A 16,979-nucleotide genomic window follows, 5' to 3' on the forward strand; every position below is an offset into this window, starting at 1 on the left:
GCCATGGCCGCCCTCACCGCCACCGCCCCAGCCCGTCCGCGCAAGCTCCTGGCTTCGCGCAAGACCCGGGTCGGGATCCTCTACGCGCTGCCCGTCGTCGTCTACCTGCTGGTGCTGTTCGTCTACCCGATCTTCAGCACACTGCTCCTCAGCCTGAAGAACACCGACGGATCGCTCACCCTGCACTGGTACGCCGACGCGCTGACCGGGGTCAACCTCTCCGTCCTGATCACCACGCTGCGGATTTCCGCCGAAACGGCGCTGCTCAGCCTGGTGTTCGGGTTCCTCCTGGCGAACGCGATCTCCCGGCTCAAGCCCCTGTGGGCCGGACTGGCCATGCTGATCGTGGTCGTGCCGCACTTCATCAGCGCCCTGGTGCGCACCTACGGCTGGATCATCATGCTCGGCGACAAGGGCCTGGTGAACGAGAGCCTGGCCGGCATGTCGGCACCGGGGGCGCCGTACCAGCTGCTCTACAACGAGTTGGGCGTGGTCATCGGCACCACCTCGATGATGCTCCCCTACACGGTGCTGCTGCTGTACGGCGTGATGCGCGGTGTGGACCGGCGGCTGCTGGCCGCCGCGGCCAGCATGGGCGCGGGACGCGTGACGATCTTCCGCCGGGTCTACCTGCCGCTGGTCGCCCCCGGCCTTGCCAGTGCCGGACTGCTCAGCTTCATCCTCTCGCTGGGCTACTACATCACCCCCGCCCTGATGGGCGGACCCAACCAGACGATGATCGCCACCCTGATCAACCAGCAGGTGACGAAGGAGAGCCAGTGGAACGGGGCGGCCGCTCAGGGCGTCATCCTGCTGCTGCTGACCTTCGCCGGACTGCTGCTGGTCAAGCTCGTCACCTCGCTCGGCGCCAGCCGTAGGAAGAGGAGCGCATCATGATGGAACTGCGCAGCACCCTCGTCGGACGGATCGTCCTGACAGCGGTCGCCACCGTGATCCTGCTGTTCCTGGCGCTGCCGATCGTCGTCATCCTCGTCACCTCCTTCAGCAACAACGCCTTCGCGCAGTTCCCGCCGGAAGTGTGGACGCTGAACTGGTACAAGGCACTGTTCGCCGACGGCAGCAAATGGCCGGCCGCGCTCTCCCTGAGCGCCCTGGTCGCCGCCCTGAGCACCGTGTTCTCCCTCATCATCGGGGTGACCGCGGCGACCGCCCTGACCCGCAGCGAACTCCCGCTGCGCTCGGCGGTCTACGCCCTGGTCCTCGGACCGCTGGTCATCCCGCAGATCGTCACCGCACTGGGCCTGTTCCTGCTCTTCGAACCCGCCGCGATGCTGGGCAGCCCCATCGCCATCGCCCTCGGGCACACCGTGCTGGCCTCGCCGATCGCGGTGCTGATCCTGATCGCGACGCTGCGCGGGATCGACGAGCGGCTGGAGGATGCCGCGGCGAGCATGGGAGCGGGCCGTCTGACGATCGCCCGGCGGATCACCTTCCCCCTCGCCGCGCCCGGGATGATCGCGGCGGCGATCTTCTCCTTCATCACCAGCTTCGACGAGTTCTACATCTCCCAGTTCCTGTCCTCGGTCGACACCGTCACCCTGCCGGTGCAGGTCTACAACTCCCTGACCTTCGAGATCGATCCCAGCGTGACCGCGGTCAGCGCGATCCTCATCGCCTTCGCGATCCTCGCCCTCGGCCTGGTGGCCCTGGTGCGCTGGCTCGGTTCCGGGCGGCAGGACTCCCTGCTGTCGGTCGAGAACACGGTAGGAGTCGCCGCTCCGGGAGGTGAGGCCGTATGACCGCCGCCACCGCTCAGCTGACCGCCGCCACCGCTCAGCGGCACCTGCTGCTGCACATGACCGCCAACGGTTCGCTCGGCCCCGAGGGCGAGGACCTCCTCGTCGTCCGGCGTGGGGAGGGCCCGTACGTCGAGGACGCGGACGGCAGGCGCTACATCGACGGCCTGTCGGGGCTGTACTGCTGCCAGCTGGGTTACTCCTACGGCCCCGAGTTCGCCGAGGCGGCGGAGAAGCAGCTGCGCGAGCTGTGCTACAGCCCGCTGTGGCTCGGCTCCGCGCACCCGCCGGCGATCGAACTCGCCGAGCGGCTGTCCCGGATCGCCCCCGTCGACATCGAGCACACCTTCTTCTCCGGCGGCGGCGCCGAAGCCGTCGAGACCGCCTGGAAGATCGCCCGCCGCTACCACACCCTGAACGGCGAACCCGGCCGCACCAAGGCCATCGCCCGGCGCGGCGCCTACCACGGCCTGACCATCGGGGCCCTGTCCCTCACCGACGACCCCGGCCTGACGGACCCGTACGGCCCGCCGGCGATCGACACCCGGTTCGTGTCGAACACCAGCCGCTTCGGCCTCGCACCGGAGTTCGCCGACGACACCGCCTTCACCGCGCACCTGCTGGCCGAGCTGGAGGCCGAGATCCTGGCCGAGGGCCCGGAGACGATCGCCATGCTGATCGCCGAGCCGGTGCAGAACCGGGGCGGCTGCATCACCCCGCCCAAGGGCTACTGGCAGGGGTTGCGGGCGCTGGCCGACCGGTACGGCTTCCTGCTCGTCGCCGACGAAGTGATCACCGCCTTCGGCCGCCTCGGCGAGTGGTTCGGCGGTGACCGGTACGGTGCCCGCCCGGACATGATCACCGTCGCCAAGGGCATCACCGCCGGATACGCCCCGATGGGCGCCACCCTGGTGAGCACCAAGGTCACCGAGGTCATCAACCGGCCCGGCGCGGTCCTCAACCACGGCTACACCTTCGCCGGGCACCCGCTGAGCGCGGCCATCGCCCTGCGCAACCTGGAGATCATGGAGCGGGACCGGATCCTGGACAACGTCCGCGGTCTCCAGGACGTCCTGGCGAAACGCATGGCGGCCCTCACGGACCTGCCGATCGTCGGCGACGTCCGCGGCAGCGGGTTCTTCTACTCCTGCGAACTCGTCGGCGACCTCGACGGCGGCGGCTTCAGCGACCGCGCCCGGGCCGATGTGATCGTCGACCTGATCCCGCGCCGGCTGCGTGAAGCCGGCCTGCTGGCCCGTGTCTACAACCGTTCCGCGCCGCTGGTCCAGATCGCGCCCCCGCTGATCAGCGACCGCGCTCTGCTCGACCGTATCGCCGCGATCGTCGCCGGCACCCTCGCCGAGGCGTCCGCCCGCATCTGATCCACGTATTGGGAAGGAACCACATGTACTCCATCGGTCCGCTGACCGTCGCCCCCGGCGAGCGCGCCCAGGGCCTCATCCCGGTCGGCACCAGCACCTACGGCGTGGAGCTCGGCATTCCGCTGATCGTCGTCAACGGTGAGCAGGACGGCCCGGTCCTGTGTGTGGACGCGGGCGTACACGGCGACGAGTACGACGGCCAGGAGGCCGTCCGGCGCGTGCTCGCCGAGATCGACCCGGCCACCCTGCGCGGCACCGTCGTCGGCATCCCCTGCCTGAACACCCCCGCCTTCGAGGCGGCCGCCCGCGCCAGCGGCATCGACCACCTCAACCTCAACCGCATCTTCCCCGGCGACGCGGAGGGCTCGTACTCCCAGCGGCTGGCCGCCACCTTCGTCGAGCAGGTCGTGCCGGCCGTCGACGCCCTGGTCGACCTGCACACCGGCGGCGCCTACGGCGAGATCGCCCCGCTGGTCATCCTGCAGGGCGGCTACGAGGACCTGGCCACCGATCTGGCGCTGGCGGCCGGTCACGAGCTGGTCTGGAAGGGCGGCAAGTGGGGCGGCACGGTCCGCCACCCCGCTCTCGCGGCGGGCAAGCCCGCCATCACCATCGAGGTCGGCGGCGGCACCTACCGCGAGGCCAATGTCGAGACGCACATGAACTCGGTCCGCAACGTCCTGCGCAGCCTCGGCATGACCGACGGCGAGGCGGAGCTGCGGGACACCTACACCACCGTCTCCGGCACCTTCGCCCGCTCCGCCTCCGGCGGCTTCTTCGTCGCCCGCGCCGAGCCGGGCGAGAACTGCAAGGAAGGCGACCTGATCGCCACCATCACCGACCACTACGGCAACACGCTGGAAGAGGTCACCGCCCCGCAGGACGGCATCGTGCTCTGGGTCCGCCGGATCCGCACCGTCCGCCCCGGCGACGAGGTCGTCATCTTCGGCGAGCTCCTGGGGGAGATCCGACCATGACCGGCGAACTGCAGCTGACCGAGCTGCTCATCGACGGCAAGCAGGTCCCCGCCGCCGACGGACGCTCCTTCACCGTCCTCGACCCGTCGAACGGCACGGCCATCGCCCAGGTGGCACTGGCCGGCGAGGCGGACGTGGACCAGGCGGTGGCTGCCGCACGCGCGGCCTTCACCTCTCCCGAATGGGCCGGGATGCGCGCCGCCGACCGGGGCCGCATCCTCTACCGGATCGCGGAGGCCATCCGCTACCAGGGCGAACGGCTGGCCCGCCTGGAGAGCCAGGACGTCGGCAAGCCACTGCGCCAGGCCAAGGCCGACGTCGAAGCCGCCGCCCGGTACTTCGAGTTCTACGCGGGCGTCGCCGACAAGCTCGGCGGCACCACGGTCCCCCTCGGGCCCGGCCTCATCGACTACACCGTCCGCGAGCCGATCGGCGTCTCCGGCCAGATCATCCCCTTCAACTACCCCCTGCAGAACACCGCGAGGGGTTCCGCCCCCGCGTTGGCGGCCGGCTGCACCGTGGTGCTCAAGCCGTCGCCGGAGGCGCCGCTCACCCCGCTGGAGATCGGCAAAATCGCCCTGGAGTGCGGCCTTCCGCCGGGCGTCCTGAACGTCGTCCCCGGTGACGGCGAGACCGGCGCGGCCCTCGCCGGCCACCCGGACATCAACCAGGTCACCTTCACCGGCTCGGTGCCCACCGGCATCAAGGTCGCCCAGGCCGCCGCCGCCAACGTGGTCCCCTCCGTCACGGAACTGGGGGGCAAGTCCCCGGTCGTCGTCTTCGCCGACGCCGACTTCGACCTGGCCCTCGGCGCCGTCGCCGCCTCCGCGTTCGGCAACGCCGGCCAGACCTGCTCGGCCGGCACCCGGCTGCTGCTCCAGCGCGGCGCCGAGGAGTTCCTCGACAAGCTCGCCGCCCACGCCGCCGCACTGCGCGTCGGCCCGGGTCTCACCGACCCGGACGTCGGCCCGCTGGTCGCCGCCAGGCAGCGCGACCGCGTGCTGGGCTACCTGGACCTGGCCCGCGAGGAGGGCGCCGTGGCACGGGCCGGTGGCCGTGCGCCGTCCGACCCGGCCCTGGCTGACGGCTACTACGTCGAGCCGACCGTGCTCACCGGCCTGACCAACGACGCCCGGTGCGCCCGCGAGGAGATCTTCGGCCCCGTCGTCACCGTCATCGAGTTCGACGACGCCGACGAGGCCCTGGACATCGCCAACGACAGCCCGTACGGCCTCGCGTCCTACGTCTGGACCCGTGACATCGACAAGGCGATGCGGCTCGCCGAGGGCATCCGGGCCGGCCAGGTCTACGTCAACGCCACCGGCGTCGGCACCGGCGTCGAACTCCCCTTCGGCGGCTACAAGCACAGCGGCTGGGGCCGCGAGAAGGGCCTCGAAGGCCTGGCGAGCTACCTGCAGACGAAGAACGTCTGCATCGGGTTCGGGAACCGGTCATGAGGTACCGCCCGCTCGGAGAGCGCGGTCCCACCGTCTCGGTGGTCGGGGTGGGCGGCAACAACTTCGGTGCCCGCCTCGACGAGGACGGAACGAAGGCCGTCGTCCACGCCGCCCTCGACGCCGGGATCACCCTCTTCGACACCGCCGACATGTACGGCGGGGTCGGGGAGAGCGCCACCGGGCGCGGTGACGGCGAACGGCTCCTCGGCGCCGCCCTCAAGGGGCGCCGCGACGAAGCCGTGCTGGCCACCAAGTTCGGCATGGAAATGGGCCGGGACGCGGACCTGTACGGTCCGCGCGGGGCACGTGCCTACCTCCGGTACGCGGTGGAGGCGTCACTGCGCCGACTCGGCACCGACCGGATCGATCTGTACCAGTACCACGAGCCGGACGGCGTGACTCCGCTGGAAGAGACCGTCACCGCCCTGCGGGAGCTGGTGGACGAGGGCAAGATCCGGTACATCGGCTGCTCCAACCTCCCGGCCGAGGACCTCACCGACGCCTTCGTCTCCACCCAGGCCCGCTACCACCTGCTCGACCGCGGCGTGGAGCGGGACCTGATCCCGGCCTGCCTGCGCCACGGCGTCGGCCTCCTGCCGTACTACCCGCTGGCCAACGGCCTGCTCAGCGGAAAGTACCGCCGAGGCGAGGAGCCCCCGCCCGGCAGCCGGCTGTCCTGGCGGCAGGGCTGGCTCACCGACGCGGCCCTCGACAAGGCCGAGGCGCTCACCGCGTACGGCGCCGAACGAGGACTCACCCTCCTCCAGGTCGCCGTGGGCGCGCTGGCCGCGCTCCCCGCCGTCGGCTCCGTCATCTGCGGCGCCATGACCCCCGAACAGGTCACCGCCAACGCGGCGGCGGCCGACTGGATCCCCGACCCGGCCGACCTGGCCGCACTCGACGCGATCGTCACCCCCGGCGAACGCGTCGTCTGAAGCCCCCACCCAACCCTTGGAAAACCCTGAAACCCGCGAGACTGAGGCTGAACATCATGCGAGAGATCGTCACCTTCGACGCCTATGCGACCCTGATCAACTTCGAGCTCGGCCCCACGACCCTGAAGGTCCTAGAGGATCGGCTGGACCTGGACAACCTGGATGTCGACGAGTTCCTCGACGACTTCCGCGTCATGCGCTTCCAGGCCGTCCTGGAGGCGTACCGCCCGTACCACGAGATCCTGCACTCCAGCCTGCGCAACGCCATGCGCCTGCACGGCCTGGAGTACCGCGACTCCGACGGTGACGCCCTCGTCGAGGCCGTGCCCACCTTCGGTCCCTTCCCGGAGGTCCCGGACGCGCTGCGCGCCCTGAAGACCAAGTACGAGATCGCGATCATCTCCAACACGGACGACAACCTGATCGCGCGGAACGTCGAGAACATCGGCGTCGAGTTCGACTACGTCATCACGGCCCAGCAGGCCGGCGCCTACAAGCCGGACCGCCAGACCTTCGAGTACGCCTTCAAGACCATGGGCGTCGAGCCGTCCCAGGTCATCCACACCGCCCAGGGCTGGGAGTACGACCACATCCCGACCCGCGACCTCGGCCTGAAGCGCCGGGTGTGGATCAACCGCTACGGCCGCCTGGGCAGCTCCGACTACCAGCCGTACGACGAGCTGCCCGACCTGTCTGGCCTGCCGAAGCTGCTCGGCTGCTGACGACGGCGCAACGGCGAAACAGACCGAGAACACAGAGGACGCACGCCATGAAGCAGATCCCCTACTGGCTGGACACAGCCCCCGCCCTGCCCGACCGTTCCGGAAAGGACCTGCCCGACGAGGCGGACGTGGTGGTGATCGGCGGCGGTCTCACCGGCCTGTCCACCGCCTATCACGCCGCCCGTAAGGGCGCCCGGGTCGTCCTGGTCGAGAAGGACAAGGTGGGCTCGGGCGCCTCCGGGCGCAACGGCAGCATGTGCACCCAGGGCATCACCATCAGCCCCGCCGAGGCGCGCAAGCGCTTCGGGCAGGAGCGGGCTCGTGAGCTGTACGACGCCTTCCGCGAGGCGGTCGACGTCGTCGAGGAGCTCACGCGCACCGAGAACATCGACTGCGACTTCAACCGCTCCGGGCGCCTCGGCGCGGTCTGCAAGCCCGGGCACTTCGATGGCCTGCGGACCAAGCAGCGAGACCTGGCCGACAACTTCGGCCACGAGACGATCGTCCTGAGCAAGAGCGAACTGCGGGCCGAGCTCGGCACGGACTACTACCACGGTGCCCTGCTCGACCCGCTCAGCGCGGGCCTGCACGTGGGCAAGTTCGTCGGCGGCCTGGCAGGCGCCGCCGAACGTGCCGGCGCCGAGATCCACGAGCGCAACGCCGCCACCGGCCTCACCCGCCTCCCCGGCGGCGGCTTCCTGGTGGAGACCATGAACGGCACCATCCGTGCCAAGCAGGTCATGGCGGCGACGGACGCCTACACCGACAAGTCGATGCCGTGGTTCCGCAAGCGGCTGATCAACGTCGGCAGCTTCATCATCGTCACCGAGCCGCTGGGGGAGGCACGCGCCAAGGAGCTCATCCCGAACGGCCGCCTGCTGGTCGCCCACAAGAATGTCGGCCACTACGTCCGCCTCACCCCCGACAACCGCCTCGCCTTCGGCGGCCGGGCCCGCTTCGCCCCCTCCAACCCGGCCTCCGACATCAAGAGCGGCGACATCCTCAAGCGGGAGATGACCGAGATCTTCCCGCAGCTGGCCGGGACACGGATCGACTACGTCTGGGGCGGCATGGTCGGCTTCTCCTGGGACCGTATCCCGCACGCGGGTGACGTCAACGGCCTGTACTACTCCATGGGTTACTGCGGTCACGGCGTCCAGATGGCCACGTACATGGGCCGCGCCGTGGCCGAGATGATGGACGGCAAGCCGGAGGCCAACCCCCTGCGCGGCTTCGGCTTCCCGAAGGTGCCCGTCCCCTTCTACAACGGCACTCCCTGGTTCCTGCCGTTCGGCGGCGCCTACTACAAGGCCAAGGACCGGTTGCTCTGAGCGCACCGATCCGTACCGGTGGTGCTGCCGGGGTCCTTCCAGCGAGTCGTCGCGGAAGGGCCCCGGCCGACGTGTTTGGGGCGGGGAGTTCCTTCTCGATGGTCAGGAAATGACCAGGTCGCCATCAGTGGCGGTTCCTGGGTGCGCTAGGATCCTTTACCAAGCACTTACGCTCTCTTGAGCGTTGGTTGGCTCAGTAATGCAGTAGAGGGCGGCGGTTCCGGGGTTGCCGTGGGGGAGGGAGACGCGACATGGAGCGAGTTGTCCATGCTGTCCGTCCGCCTGCTGCCCCAGCGGTCCCCCGCGGTTCCGATTCGTCCGTCGCGAGGGTGACGCGTGTCGACAACGCCGCTCGTGACGGCGTTCCTGATACCGACAACACCGGCCTGAGCAGCCAGTATTCACGCTGATGCTGCTTCGCTCCGCGCAGTGGGGGGCAGCTTCGTACCTCGGGTACGGGACAGGCGCCCGGCGCATTCGCGGTTCGCTCACCGCCGCCCGACGGCAGTGACGCGACCCCACTCGCTTCCGCTTCCCGCCTGCGGCACCGGCGGCTGCCTGCCCGTGCTGCCCTCTGCAGGCAACCTTCGCCGACGCCCCAAGGGGCTTCGGTATCAAGGAAGTTGGCACTCGCTCCGCCGCACGCGTACGGCGCCGACGGCCCACCCGCCCTCGGCCTCACCCGTCGAACGCCCGCTCAGGCACAGACGCCGTCACCGAACTGATCAACGGAGGACAGACGCCCGTGCACCACACGACCGCAATGCTCATCGAACTCGGGACGATCATCCTCGCCCTGGGTTTGCTCGGGCGCTTCGCCGGACGGGTGGGCTTCTCACCCATACCCCTCTACCTGCTGGCCGGGCTCGCCTTCGGCCACGGCGGCATCCTGCCCCTGCAGGCCAGCGAGGAGTTCGTCGCCACCGGCGCCGAGATCGGCGTGATCCTCCTGCTGCTCCTGCTCGGCCTGGAGTACAGCGCCTCGGAACTCGTCACCACCCTGAGGACCCAATACCCCTCCGGCGCGGTCGACTTCGTGCTCAACGCCGTGCCCGGCGCCGTCGCGGCCCTGCTCCTGGGCTGGGGACCGGTGGCCGCCGTCGCTCTGGCAGGCGTCACATGGATCTCCTCGTCCGGCGTGATCGCCAAGGTCCTGGGAGACCTCCGTCGCCTCGGCAACCGCGAGACCCCCGTCGTGCTCGGCGTGCTGGTCATCGAGGACCTGGCCATGGCCGTCTATCTGCCGATCCTCACCGCCCTGCTGGCCGGGGTGAGTCTGGCGGGTGGCGCCGTCACCCTGCTGATCTCCCTCGGTACCGTCGGCGCCGTCCTGTACGTCGCCCTGCGCCACGGCCGGCTGATCAGCCGCGCCGTCTCCTCCGACAGTGCGGAGATGCTCCTCCTGGTCGTCCTGGGGCTCACGCTCCTCGTCGCGGGCATCGCCCAGCAGCTCCAAGTCTCCGCGGCCGTCGGTGCGTTCCTGGTCGGCATCGCCTTGTCCGGCGAGGTCGCCGAAGGGGCGAGCACCCTCCTCACCCCGCTGCGGGACCTGTTCGCCGCGGTCTTCTTCGTCTTCTTCGGACTGAACACCGACCCCGCCAGCATTCCCCCGGTGTTGCTGCCCGCCCTCGTCCTGGCGTTCGTCACCGTCGGCACGAAGATCGCCACGGGATACTGGGCCGCCCGCCGTGCCGGTGTCTCCGTCAAGGGCCGCTGGCGGGCGGGCGGCACTTTGGTGGCGCGCGGCGAGTTCTCCATCGTCATCGCAGGGCTCGCTGTCGGTGTCGAGCCGCGCATCGGCCCGTTGGCCACCGCCTACGTCCTGATCCTGGTGATCCTCGGCCCGCTCACCGCCCGCTGGACCGAACCCGTTGCCCGCCGCATCACCCGGCGCAAGCCGAGTGCGGCCCTGGTCCAGCCAGGGCTCGAGAGTGGGGAGATGGGTCCAGGTGTCGGGTCGGACGATCCGTTTTCGCATAACCTCGCTCCCAGGTGTGCGAGCGGCGAGTCCCCAGTGGACGCCGGAGCGGACCGGAACGGAATGGAACGGAGGGAAGCCTGGGCATGATCGAGTGGTTGCCTCTCAGCGCCGAGACAAGGCCCGTGCCCCAGCCCGTGGCCACCCCTCTCGTGTGGGCCGCGGCCTGCGGCGGCGCACTGCTGCTGGTGGCACTCCTCAACAGCCTCGCAGGCACGGGCCGGCCGGCGCTCGCTCTGGCGGTACTGTCCCTGCTGGCCGCCCTGTTGGGTACCTGCGCGCGCTTCGTCGCGGCTCCCGGTACGGCCGTCCTGTGCTGGCTCTTCCTCAACGGCTTCGCGATCCCGCCCGTGGGCACCCTCACCTGGGCCGGGCACCGTGACACCTTCTGGCTCGCCTGCCTGGTCACCGCCGCCCTCACGGGAACCACCCTCGCCCGCGTCGTGAACGCCCGTGCCGCCTACCGCCGGGTCAGCACGGGAGCCGGTACCGTGGGTCCGGATCGAGCCCGGAGTCCGGAGGAGTACTGAACCGAGCCGGGAGCCCGGAGAAGTACTGAACCGAGCCGAGAGCCCGGAGGAGTACTGAACCTAGTCGAGAGCCCGGAGGAGTACGGAGCGGCACGTGCCCGGGCCGGGCGGCTCCGCCTCAGCGCAGATGCCGGTCGAAGAAGGCCGTCGTCGTGTCCATCGAGGCCGGCCACCGGGGCCCGAACGTGTGCCCTTCGCCGGCGTACTTCCGGAGCTCGACGTCCTTGCCCGCCGTCTCGAAGGCGGCGGCGGTCCGCTCCGACCAGGCGAGGGGGCATGTGTCGTCGGCGGTGCCGTGGTGGATCAGCAACGGCTCGGTCACCCGGTCGACGTAGGTGAGGGGCGAGACCTGCTCCCAGAACTCCGGATTCTCCTCGGGCGTGCCGTGCTTGGCGTCGATCTCGGCGGCTACCGGATCGCCGTTCCTGCGCTGGAAGTGGTCGATGTTCTCGGCCGGACGCGAACTCACCGGCGCGAAGACCACCGCGGCATCGACCAGGCCGGGTGCCACCACCAGCGTGTTGTACACGACGCCGCCGCCCATCGACCGTCCGAGCAGGCCGATCCGGTCATCGTCGATCTTGGGACGGTCGGCCGAGCGCAGTGCCAGTACCGCGCCGATGACGTCCTCGGTGTAGCCGAGGCGCAGGTCGACGTCGTTGTCGGGGTCGTCGTCGGAGCCCGCGTGGTTGCGGTAGTCGGTGTGCAGGACCACATAGCCGTCGCGGGCCAGGAGGTCCTGTTCCCGGGCGAGCCCGCGACCGGTGGTGTAGACGGCGGGGTCGATGTATCCGTGCGCCAGCACCAGCGCAGGGAACGGCCCCTTGCCCTCCGGGACGTTCATGATTCCCGAGATCGTCAGCCCATTGGCCTCGTACGTGATCGCGTACCGGGTGTATGCCTCGGTCCGGGCGAGCACGGAGCCGAGCCGGAGGTCGGAGCCCTGGTGGTCGCGGGCGATCAGGCCCGGGATCGATACGGGGTCGGCCGGCGTGGGGGTCGGCGCAGCCGACGTCGAGGGCCGGTCGTGCGTCCCGCCGGGGTCCCTGTTCGCGGATAGGGTCGATGTCGCCGCGTCCGATGTCGCCGCGTCCGTGTACGGGGCACCGCGGCCGTCGTTCCCTGTGCAGCCGACCGCTGCCACCAGCACCAGCCCGGCGGCGACACAGACCGAGCCCCGCAACCGCACACCGCCCAGTATCCCTCCGCGGCTTCGTCGCGACAGCTCCGGACGCGTCGCCGACCTGCCGGGAAGGCGCACGTCAGACGGCGACGACCGTGATCCCGGCTTCCTGGAACCGCCGCACCATGTCCTCACTCACGGCCACGTCAGTGACCAGCGTGTCCACCGCGTCGGTCGCACAGATCCGGGCGAACGCCCGCTGTCCGAGCTTGCTGGAGTCGGCGGCCACGAGCACACGCTCGGCGCGCTCGCACAGCAGTCGATTGATCGCGGCCTCCGCCTCGTCGTGGGCCGCCGTGCCGTGCGTGACATCGAAGGCGACCACACCGAGCACGGCCACGTCGAGAGTGATCTGGCTGAGCACGCCGTCGGCGAGCGGTCCGACGAGCTCGTACGACTGCGGGCGGGCGACTCCGCCGGTCAGCACGATCTTGAACTGAGGGCGCACGGCAAGCTCGTTGGCGATGTTGAGCGCGTTCGTGACGATGGTCAGCGCGGGTGAGCCGGTCGCGAGGTCGCTGCGTACGGCCAGCGCGCGCGCCACCTCCGTGGTGGTCGTGCCGCCGGTCAGGCCCACCGCCTCACCGGGCGCGACCAGGTCCGCGACGGCCTTCGCGATGCGCTGCTTCTCGGAGGCGTGGCGGGCCGTCTTGTAGCGCAAGGGCAGTTCGTACGAGACGCCGTGCACGACCGCGCCGCCCCGGGTGCGGACGAGCATCTGCTGCTCGGCGAGCTGATCGAAGTCACGGCGGATCGTCGCGGCCGACACGGTCAGCTCGGCCGCCGCCTCCTCGACGTCCAGCCGACCTCGCTCCACGAGCAGTTCCAGCAGCGCTTTCCACCGGGCGTCGCGCGACATGCACGCTCTCCGTTCCTCGATCTCTCCGGGACCCTAGCGCACGCTGTTCCTGCCAGTGTGCTTGATTGTGCTCGAAAAGGCGCTATATCTTGCAAGAACAATCAGCGAGGCTGGGGAGAGCACGACCCATGAGTCATGTCGAGGACGAGCTGAACAGTCAGCCGGAGTGCTGGACACGGGGCGCCGAGCAGGCCGCCGGGCACGCGGCCGAGCTTCCGGCGGCGGGGGAGCGGGTCGCGATGGTGGGTTGCGGTACGTCGTGGTTCATGGCACAGGCGGCCGCCGCGCTGCGCGAGGAGGCGGGCCAGGGGGAGACGGACGCCTTTGCCGCCTCCGAGTTCCCGTACGGGCGCACGTACGACCGTGTGGTGGCCCTGACCCGTTCCGGCACCACCACAGAGGTGCTCGACCTGCTCGACCGGCTGAAGGGACGTACCCGCACGGTAGCGATCACCGCGGATCCGCGAACTCCCGTGCTGGAGGCGGCGGACGACACCGTCGTACTCGACTTCGCCGACGAGCGCTCCGTGGTACAGACCCGGTTCGCCACCACCGCGCTCACGCTGCTGCGGGCCCACCTCGGCCTGCACGCCGACGCCGTCGTCACCGACGCCCGCACTGCCCTGTCGCTGCCGCTGCCCGAAGGGCTGGTCGACTGCACGCAGTTCACGTTCCTGGGCCGCGGCTGGAGCGTGGGTCTCGCCAACGAGGCCGGGCTCAAGATGCGCGAGGCCGCGCTGTCGTGGACCGAGGCCTATCCGGCGATGGAGTACCGGCACGGCCCCATCAGCATCACCTCCGCCGGAAGGGCGACGTGGATGCTCGGCGAAGCACCCGACGGGCTGGCCGAACAGGTCCGCGCCACTGGCGGGTTGTGGGTCGCGGGAGGCCTCGACCCGCTCGCCGAACTCGTCCGTGCCCAGCGACTCGCCGTGGCCGTAGCCGCGTCCCGCGGCCTCGACCCCGACCAGCCACGCCACCTCACCCGTTCGGTGATCCTCACCACGCCCTGAAAGGAGTGGCCGTGTCCCTCGCAGCCACCGGTGAGCTGGTCGCCCTGGCGGCCGGGACAGGCGACGCCGTCCCCGCCTTCAACGTCATCACGCTGGAACACGTCGAAGCCGTCATCACCGGCGCCGAATCCGCGGGTGCCCCCGTCATCCTCCAAGTCAGCGAGAACGCGGTGAAGTTCCGGTACGGCCGGCTCCTCCCGCTGGCCCGTGCCGCGACCGCGGCTGCCGAACAGGCTTCCGTCCCCGTCGCGTTGCATCTCGACCATGTGCAGAGCGACGACCTGTTGCGGCAGACACCCGACGCCGGATTCAGCTCCGTGATGTACGACGCGTCGCGGCTGCCGTACGCCGAGAACCTCGCCGCCACACGGGCCGCCGCCGACTGGGCCCATGCCCAAGGCCTGTGGATCGAGGCCGAATTGGGGGAGGTCGGAGGCAAGAACGGCCGACCGCCGCTGGACGCCCACGCGCCCGCCGCCCGCACCGACCCCGCCGAGGCACGAGCCTTCGTCGCCGACTCCGGAGTGGACGCCCTCGCCGTGGCGATCGGCAGCGTGCACGCCATGACCACGCGCACCGCCGCCCTGGACCACGACCTGCTGGGGCGCCTCACCGCCGCCCTCGATGTGCCGCTCGTGCTGCACGGCTCGTCCGGGCTCCCGGACGCCGAGCTGACGGCGGCCGTCACGGGCGGCATCACCAAGGTGAACGTCGGAACGGCCCTGAACCTCGCCATGACCAGCGCGATCAAGGAGTTCCTCACCGCCCACCCCGAGGCGGTCGACTCCCGCAAGTACCTCACGGTGGCCCGTGAGGCGATGGCCGAGGCGGTGGCGCGGATCATCGGCGTGCTACGCGCCCGCTGAGGTGTCGACGAGCTTCTCGAAGAAGAACTCGTGCTTGAGGAACGACACGTCGTACTCGCCGCCCGGATACGGCGGAATCAACTGAGCCGCCTGGAACAGCCGCCAGCCGTCCCGCAAGGCGTCCACCCCCGACCTGTACGGCGGTTCGTCACTGTCCCCGGTCGTGGGTGACGTACGCCCCGTGCCGTCGTACACCGACCAGCCGACGACCTGCGAGTCCAGTGCCGACGTACTCAGGTAGAGCACCAGTACGTGCTGACGGGTCGTCATGCCACTTCTCCCTGAGGACGGTTGGAGACACGGGTCACCCAGTGCTCGAGATCGAAGGACTCGTCGCCGGTCAGCGACCGCCACAGCAGGACGCGGTTGTAGAACTCCAGACGGCCGGTGGCGGGCTCGTACCACGGGAAGGTCCTCAGGAGTTCCTTGGCCACCTGTGGGTCGCCGAGGTCCGAGGTGTCCCACAGCCGTCGCTGCCGGACGGTCGGATTGAAGCGGATCTTGAACATATAGCGCACCGTGTCGCTGTCGTTGCGCCGCCCGCCGTGCCAGAGGCCGTGGTGCAGAAACACCACGGTTCCGGCCGGGCAGACGAGCCGGGACTGGCCGAGCAGGTTCTGGTAGCGGCCGGTGTCGGTCTCGTTCGTACGCCGCAGATGGCTCCCCGGCACGCTGAGGGTGCCGCCCATGTCCAGGGTCACGTCCTGTGGGTAGTACATGAGCTGGACGTCGAAGGCGTCGGCGCGGACGTCGATGATCGCGTCACCGTGCAGCGGCTGCGCCCGTCCCTCGTGGGGCTCGCGGATGTGCACGAAGTGGTGGTCGACGCGCGGGTCCGGACCGACGAGGCTGCGCAGCGCCCCGGCCACGGCCGGGATGCCGAGGAGCCGCCGGATGAAGGAGCCCTCGGGGTAGGCGTCCGGCACCGTGCTGCCGTAGGGCACGCCCGGGACGCCCCGCCCCAGGAACCCGATCGCCTCGGCGTTCATCTCCGCGGGGACCACCGCGTCGAGACGCAACGAGCCGTGGGCCACGAAGTGGGCCATCCGCACCGAGCTCAGGAGAGGAGGGTGTTCGGAGTTCGTCATGGACCGAACCTATGGAGCCAGGCCGGTTCGGCGCGTTGGTCCCGTTCACCACCACTGGTATATTTTCACCATGCGGGACACGGAGATTCACCTCGGGGAGCCGCCCGTCGTCGCCAACGCGGGCGTCGGCGTGCACGGCGTCGCGAGCCGCACGGACGTCTTCCGCCTGCCGGAGCTGTGGCAGCTGCACCTCTACCAGTACGAGGCCGAGCTGACCGTCGACGGCACGCCGCACACCATCCGCCCCGGCCGGATCAGCCTCGTACCGCCCGGCACGACGGTTCGCTACCGCTACCAGGGCCGCTCGGAGCACCTGTACGCGCACCTGCGCATCGCCCCCGTCGGGCCGCCGCGCACCGTGCCCGTGATGCAGGATGCCGGGCCCGAACTCCCCATGCTGACCGGGTTGTTGCTCCAGGCGGTCGCGTCCGCGCCCGGTGAGCCGGAGCGTACCCGGGCCGAGATCTGGACCGCTCTGTGGCGCATCGCCCATCTCGCCCCGGCCGCCGAACGACCCGGCCCGCATCCGGCCGTCACCACCGCGGTCGCGTACATCGAGGCGAACCTTGCCGCCCCGCTCACCGTGCCCGCCGTGGCCCACGCCGCCGGTGTCTCGCACAACCACCTGACCCGGCTCTTCCACGCCACCACAGGCGGCACGGTCGTGGCGTACATCCGCCGCCGCAGACTCGACCGCGCCCACCACCTGCTGCGCGCCTCGACACTCTCCATCCCGGCGGTCGCCGCGTCGGTCGGCATCCCCGATCTGCAGGCCTTCAACAAGGCGTGCCGACGCGAACTGGGCGCGTCTCCACGGGCCTTGCGCGGCGAGTCACACGGCGAGACGGCCCTCGGCACTCCCTGAGTCCCCAAGCACTCCTTGCGTCCCTCGGGATTCTCG

General features: G+C 70.3%; 17 protein-coding genes. 13 read left to right on the forward strand and 4 right to left on the reverse strand.

Annotated features, from left to right (window positions below):
- Positions 1-3 precede the first annotated feature (3 nt).
- From FGD71_RS09010 to FGD71_RS09055, 10 genes are all read left to right on the forward strand, one after another.
- Positions 4-897, forward strand: a complete 894-nt coding sequence (locus FGD71_RS09010) for an ABC transporter permease (RefSeq protein WP_119099857.1) — start codon at positions 4-6, stop codon at positions 895-897.
- Positions 894-1,760 carry an ABC transporter permease gene (locus FGD71_RS09015; protein WP_119099858.1) on the forward strand — a complete coding sequence of 289 codons (867 nt, stop codon included), beginning with the start codon at positions 894-896 and terminating at the stop codon, positions 1,758-1,760. Before FGD71_RS09010 ends, FGD71_RS09015 begins: the two co-directional genes overlap by 4 nt.
- The gene (locus FGD71_RS09020; protein WP_119099859.1) at positions 1,757-3,139 is read left to right on the forward strand and encodes an aminotransferase class III-fold pyridoxal phosphate-dependent enzyme; all 1,383 of its coding nucleotides are present in this window, start codon (positions 1,757-1,759) and stop codon (positions 3,137-3,139) included. Before FGD71_RS09015 ends, FGD71_RS09020 begins: the two co-directional genes overlap by 4 nt.
- A 23-nt stretch (positions 3,140-3,162) precedes the next feature.
- Positions 3,163-4,116, forward strand: a complete 954-nt coding sequence (locus FGD71_RS09025; protein ID WP_119099860.1) for a succinylglutamate desuccinylase/aspartoacylase family protein — start codon at positions 3,163-3,165, stop codon at positions 4,114-4,116.
- Complete coding sequence (locus tag FGD71_RS09030) at positions 4,113-5,573, forward strand: aldehyde dehydrogenase family protein (protein ID WP_119099861.1); 1,461 nt, start codon at positions 4,113-4,115, stop codon at positions 5,571-5,573. The genes FGD71_RS09025 and FGD71_RS09030 overlap by 4 nt, the downstream gene beginning before the upstream one ends.
- Complete coding sequence (locus FGD71_RS09035) at positions 5,570-6,508, forward strand: aldo/keto reductase (RefSeq protein ID WP_119099862.1); 939 nt, start codon at positions 5,570-5,572, stop codon at positions 6,506-6,508. Before FGD71_RS09030 ends, FGD71_RS09035 begins: the two co-directional genes overlap by 4 nt.
- Positions 6,509-6,564: 56 nt before the next feature.
- A complete protein-coding gene (locus FGD71_RS09040) occupies positions 6,565-7,230 on the forward strand; it encodes a haloacid dehalogenase type II (RefSeq protein ID WP_119099863.1) in 666 nt (221 codons plus the stop codon).
- Positions 7,231-7,277: 47 nt separating this feature from the next.
- Entirely contained in the window at positions 7,278-8,561 is a 1,284-nt protein-coding gene (locus tag FGD71_RS09045; RefSeq protein ID WP_119099864.1) for an NAD(P)/FAD-dependent oxidoreductase, read from the forward strand.
- 745 nt (positions 8,562-9,306) lie between these two features.
- Positions 9,307-10,629, forward strand: coding sequence for a cation:proton antiporter (locus FGD71_RS09050; RefSeq protein WP_240436482.1), 1,323 nt, complete (start codon positions 9,307-9,309; stop codon positions 10,627-10,629).
- On the forward strand, positions 10,626-11,069 hold the full coding sequence (locus tag FGD71_RS09055) for a hypothetical protein (RefSeq protein WP_119099865.1): 444 nt from the start codon (positions 10,626-10,628) through the stop codon (positions 11,067-11,069). Before FGD71_RS09050 ends, FGD71_RS09055 begins: the two co-directional genes overlap by 4 nt.
- 118 nt (positions 11,070-11,187) lie before the next feature.
- Here FGD71_RS09055 and FGD71_RS09060 read toward each other — a convergent pair whose 3' ends face one another.
- Complete coding sequence (locus tag FGD71_RS09060) at positions 11,188-12,258, reverse strand: alpha/beta hydrolase family protein (RefSeq protein ID WP_240436483.1); 1,071 nt, start codon at positions 12,256-12,258, stop codon at positions 11,188-11,190.
- Between the two features lie 73 nt (positions 12,259-12,331).
- Positions 12,332-13,111 carry a DeoR/GlpR family DNA-binding transcription regulator gene (locus tag FGD71_RS09065; protein ID WP_119099866.1) on the reverse strand — a complete coding sequence of 260 codons (780 nt, stop codon included), beginning with the start codon at positions 13,109-13,111 and terminating at the stop codon, positions 12,332-12,334.
- A gap of 128 nt (positions 13,112-13,239) precedes the next feature.
- Here FGD71_RS09065 and FGD71_RS09070 point away from each other — a divergent pair, with 128 nt between their 5' ends.
- Both FGD71_RS09070 and FGD71_RS09075 read left to right on the forward strand, forming a co-directional pair.
- Positions 13,240-14,124 (forward strand): SIS domain-containing protein, encoded by an 885-nt coding sequence (locus FGD71_RS09070; RefSeq protein ID WP_119099867.1) that lies wholly within the window; start codon positions 13,240-13,242, stop codon positions 14,122-14,124.
- Positions 14,125-14,135: 11 nt separating this feature from the next.
- A complete protein-coding gene (locus FGD71_RS09075) occupies positions 14,136-14,990 on the forward strand; it encodes a class II fructose-bisphosphate aldolase (RefSeq protein WP_119099868.1) in 855 nt (284 codons plus the stop codon).
- Here the strand turns inward: FGD71_RS09075 and FGD71_RS09080 are convergent.
- A complete protein-coding gene (locus tag FGD71_RS09080) occupies positions 14,976-15,260 on the reverse strand; it encodes a hypothetical protein (protein ID WP_119099869.1) in 285 nt (94 codons plus the stop codon). The genes FGD71_RS09075 and FGD71_RS09080 overlap by 15 nt on opposite strands.
- A complete protein-coding gene (locus FGD71_RS09085; protein WP_119099870.1) occupies positions 15,257-16,078 on the reverse strand; it encodes a phytanoyl-CoA dioxygenase family protein in 822 nt (273 codons plus the stop codon). Before FGD71_RS09085 ends, FGD71_RS09080 begins: the two co-directional genes overlap by 4 nt.
- Before the next feature lie 70 nt (positions 16,079-16,148).
- Between FGD71_RS09085 and FGD71_RS09090 the strand changes: the two genes are divergently transcribed.
- Positions 16,149-16,943: an AraC family transcriptional regulator gene (locus tag FGD71_RS09090; RefSeq protein WP_119099871.1), complete on the forward strand. Its 795-nt coding sequence runs from the start codon at positions 16,149-16,151 to the stop codon at positions 16,941-16,943.
- Positions 16,944-16,979 lie beyond the last annotated feature (36 nt).

The organism is Streptomyces sporangiiformans (assembly GCF_005768555.2).
In the GTDB taxonomy this organism is placed as follows: Bacteria; Actinomycetota; Actinomycetes; order Streptomycetales; family Streptomycetaceae; genus Streptomyces; species Streptomyces sporangiiformans.

Excerpts from the sequence above, each read along its gene's own strand:
- FGD71_RS09010 (WP_119099857.1), top strand. The coding sequence starts at position 4 with ATGGCCGCCCTCACCGCCACCGCCCCAGCCCGTCCGCGCAAGCTCCTG.
- FGD71_RS09015 (WP_119099858.1), top strand. The coding sequence starts at position 894 with ATGATGGAACTGCGCAGCACCCTCGTCGGACGGATCGTCCTGACAGCG.
- FGD71_RS09020 (WP_119099859.1), top strand. The coding sequence starts at position 1,757 with ATGACCGCCGCCACCGCTCAGCTGACCGCCGCCACCGCTCAGCGGCAC.
- FGD71_RS09025 (WP_119099860.1), top strand. The coding sequence starts at position 3,163 with ATGTACTCCATCGGTCCGCTGACCGTCGCCCCCGGCGAGCGCGCCCAG.
- FGD71_RS09030 (WP_119099861.1), top strand. The coding sequence starts at position 4,113 with ATGACCGGCGAACTGCAGCTGACCGAGCTGCTCATCGACGGCAAGCAG.
- FGD71_RS09035 (WP_119099862.1), top strand. The coding sequence starts at position 5,570 with ATGAGGTACCGCCCGCTCGGAGAGCGCGGTCCCACCGTCTCGGTGGTC.
- FGD71_RS09040 (WP_119099863.1), top strand. The coding sequence starts at position 6,565 with ATGCGAGAGATCGTCACCTTCGACGCCTATGCGACCCTGATCAACTTC.
- FGD71_RS09045 (WP_119099864.1), top strand. The coding sequence starts at position 7,278 with ATGAAGCAGATCCCCTACTGGCTGGACACAGCCCCCGCCCTGCCCGAC.
- FGD71_RS09055 (WP_119099865.1), top strand. The coding sequence starts at position 10,626 with ATGATCGAGTGGTTGCCTCTCAGCGCCGAGACAAGGCCCGTGCCCCAG.
- FGD71_RS09065 (WP_119099866.1), bottom strand. The coding sequence starts at position 13,111 with ATGTCGCGCGACGCCCGGTGGAAAGCGCTGCTGGAACTGCTCGTGGAG.
- FGD71_RS09070 (WP_119099867.1), top strand. The coding sequence starts at position 13,240 with ATGAGTCATGTCGAGGACGAGCTGAACAGTCAGCCGGAGTGCTGGACA.
- FGD71_RS09080 (WP_119099869.1), bottom strand. The coding sequence starts at position 15,260 with ATGACGACCCGTCAGCACGTACTGGTGCTCTACCTGAGTACGTCGGCA.
- FGD71_RS09085 (WP_119099870.1), bottom strand. The coding sequence starts at position 16,078 with ATGACGAACTCCGAACACCCTCCTCTCCTGAGCTCGGTGCGGATGGCC.
- FGD71_RS09090 (WP_119099871.1), top strand. The coding sequence starts at position 16,149 with ATGCGGGACACGGAGATTCACCTCGGGGAGCCGCCCGTCGTCGCCAAC.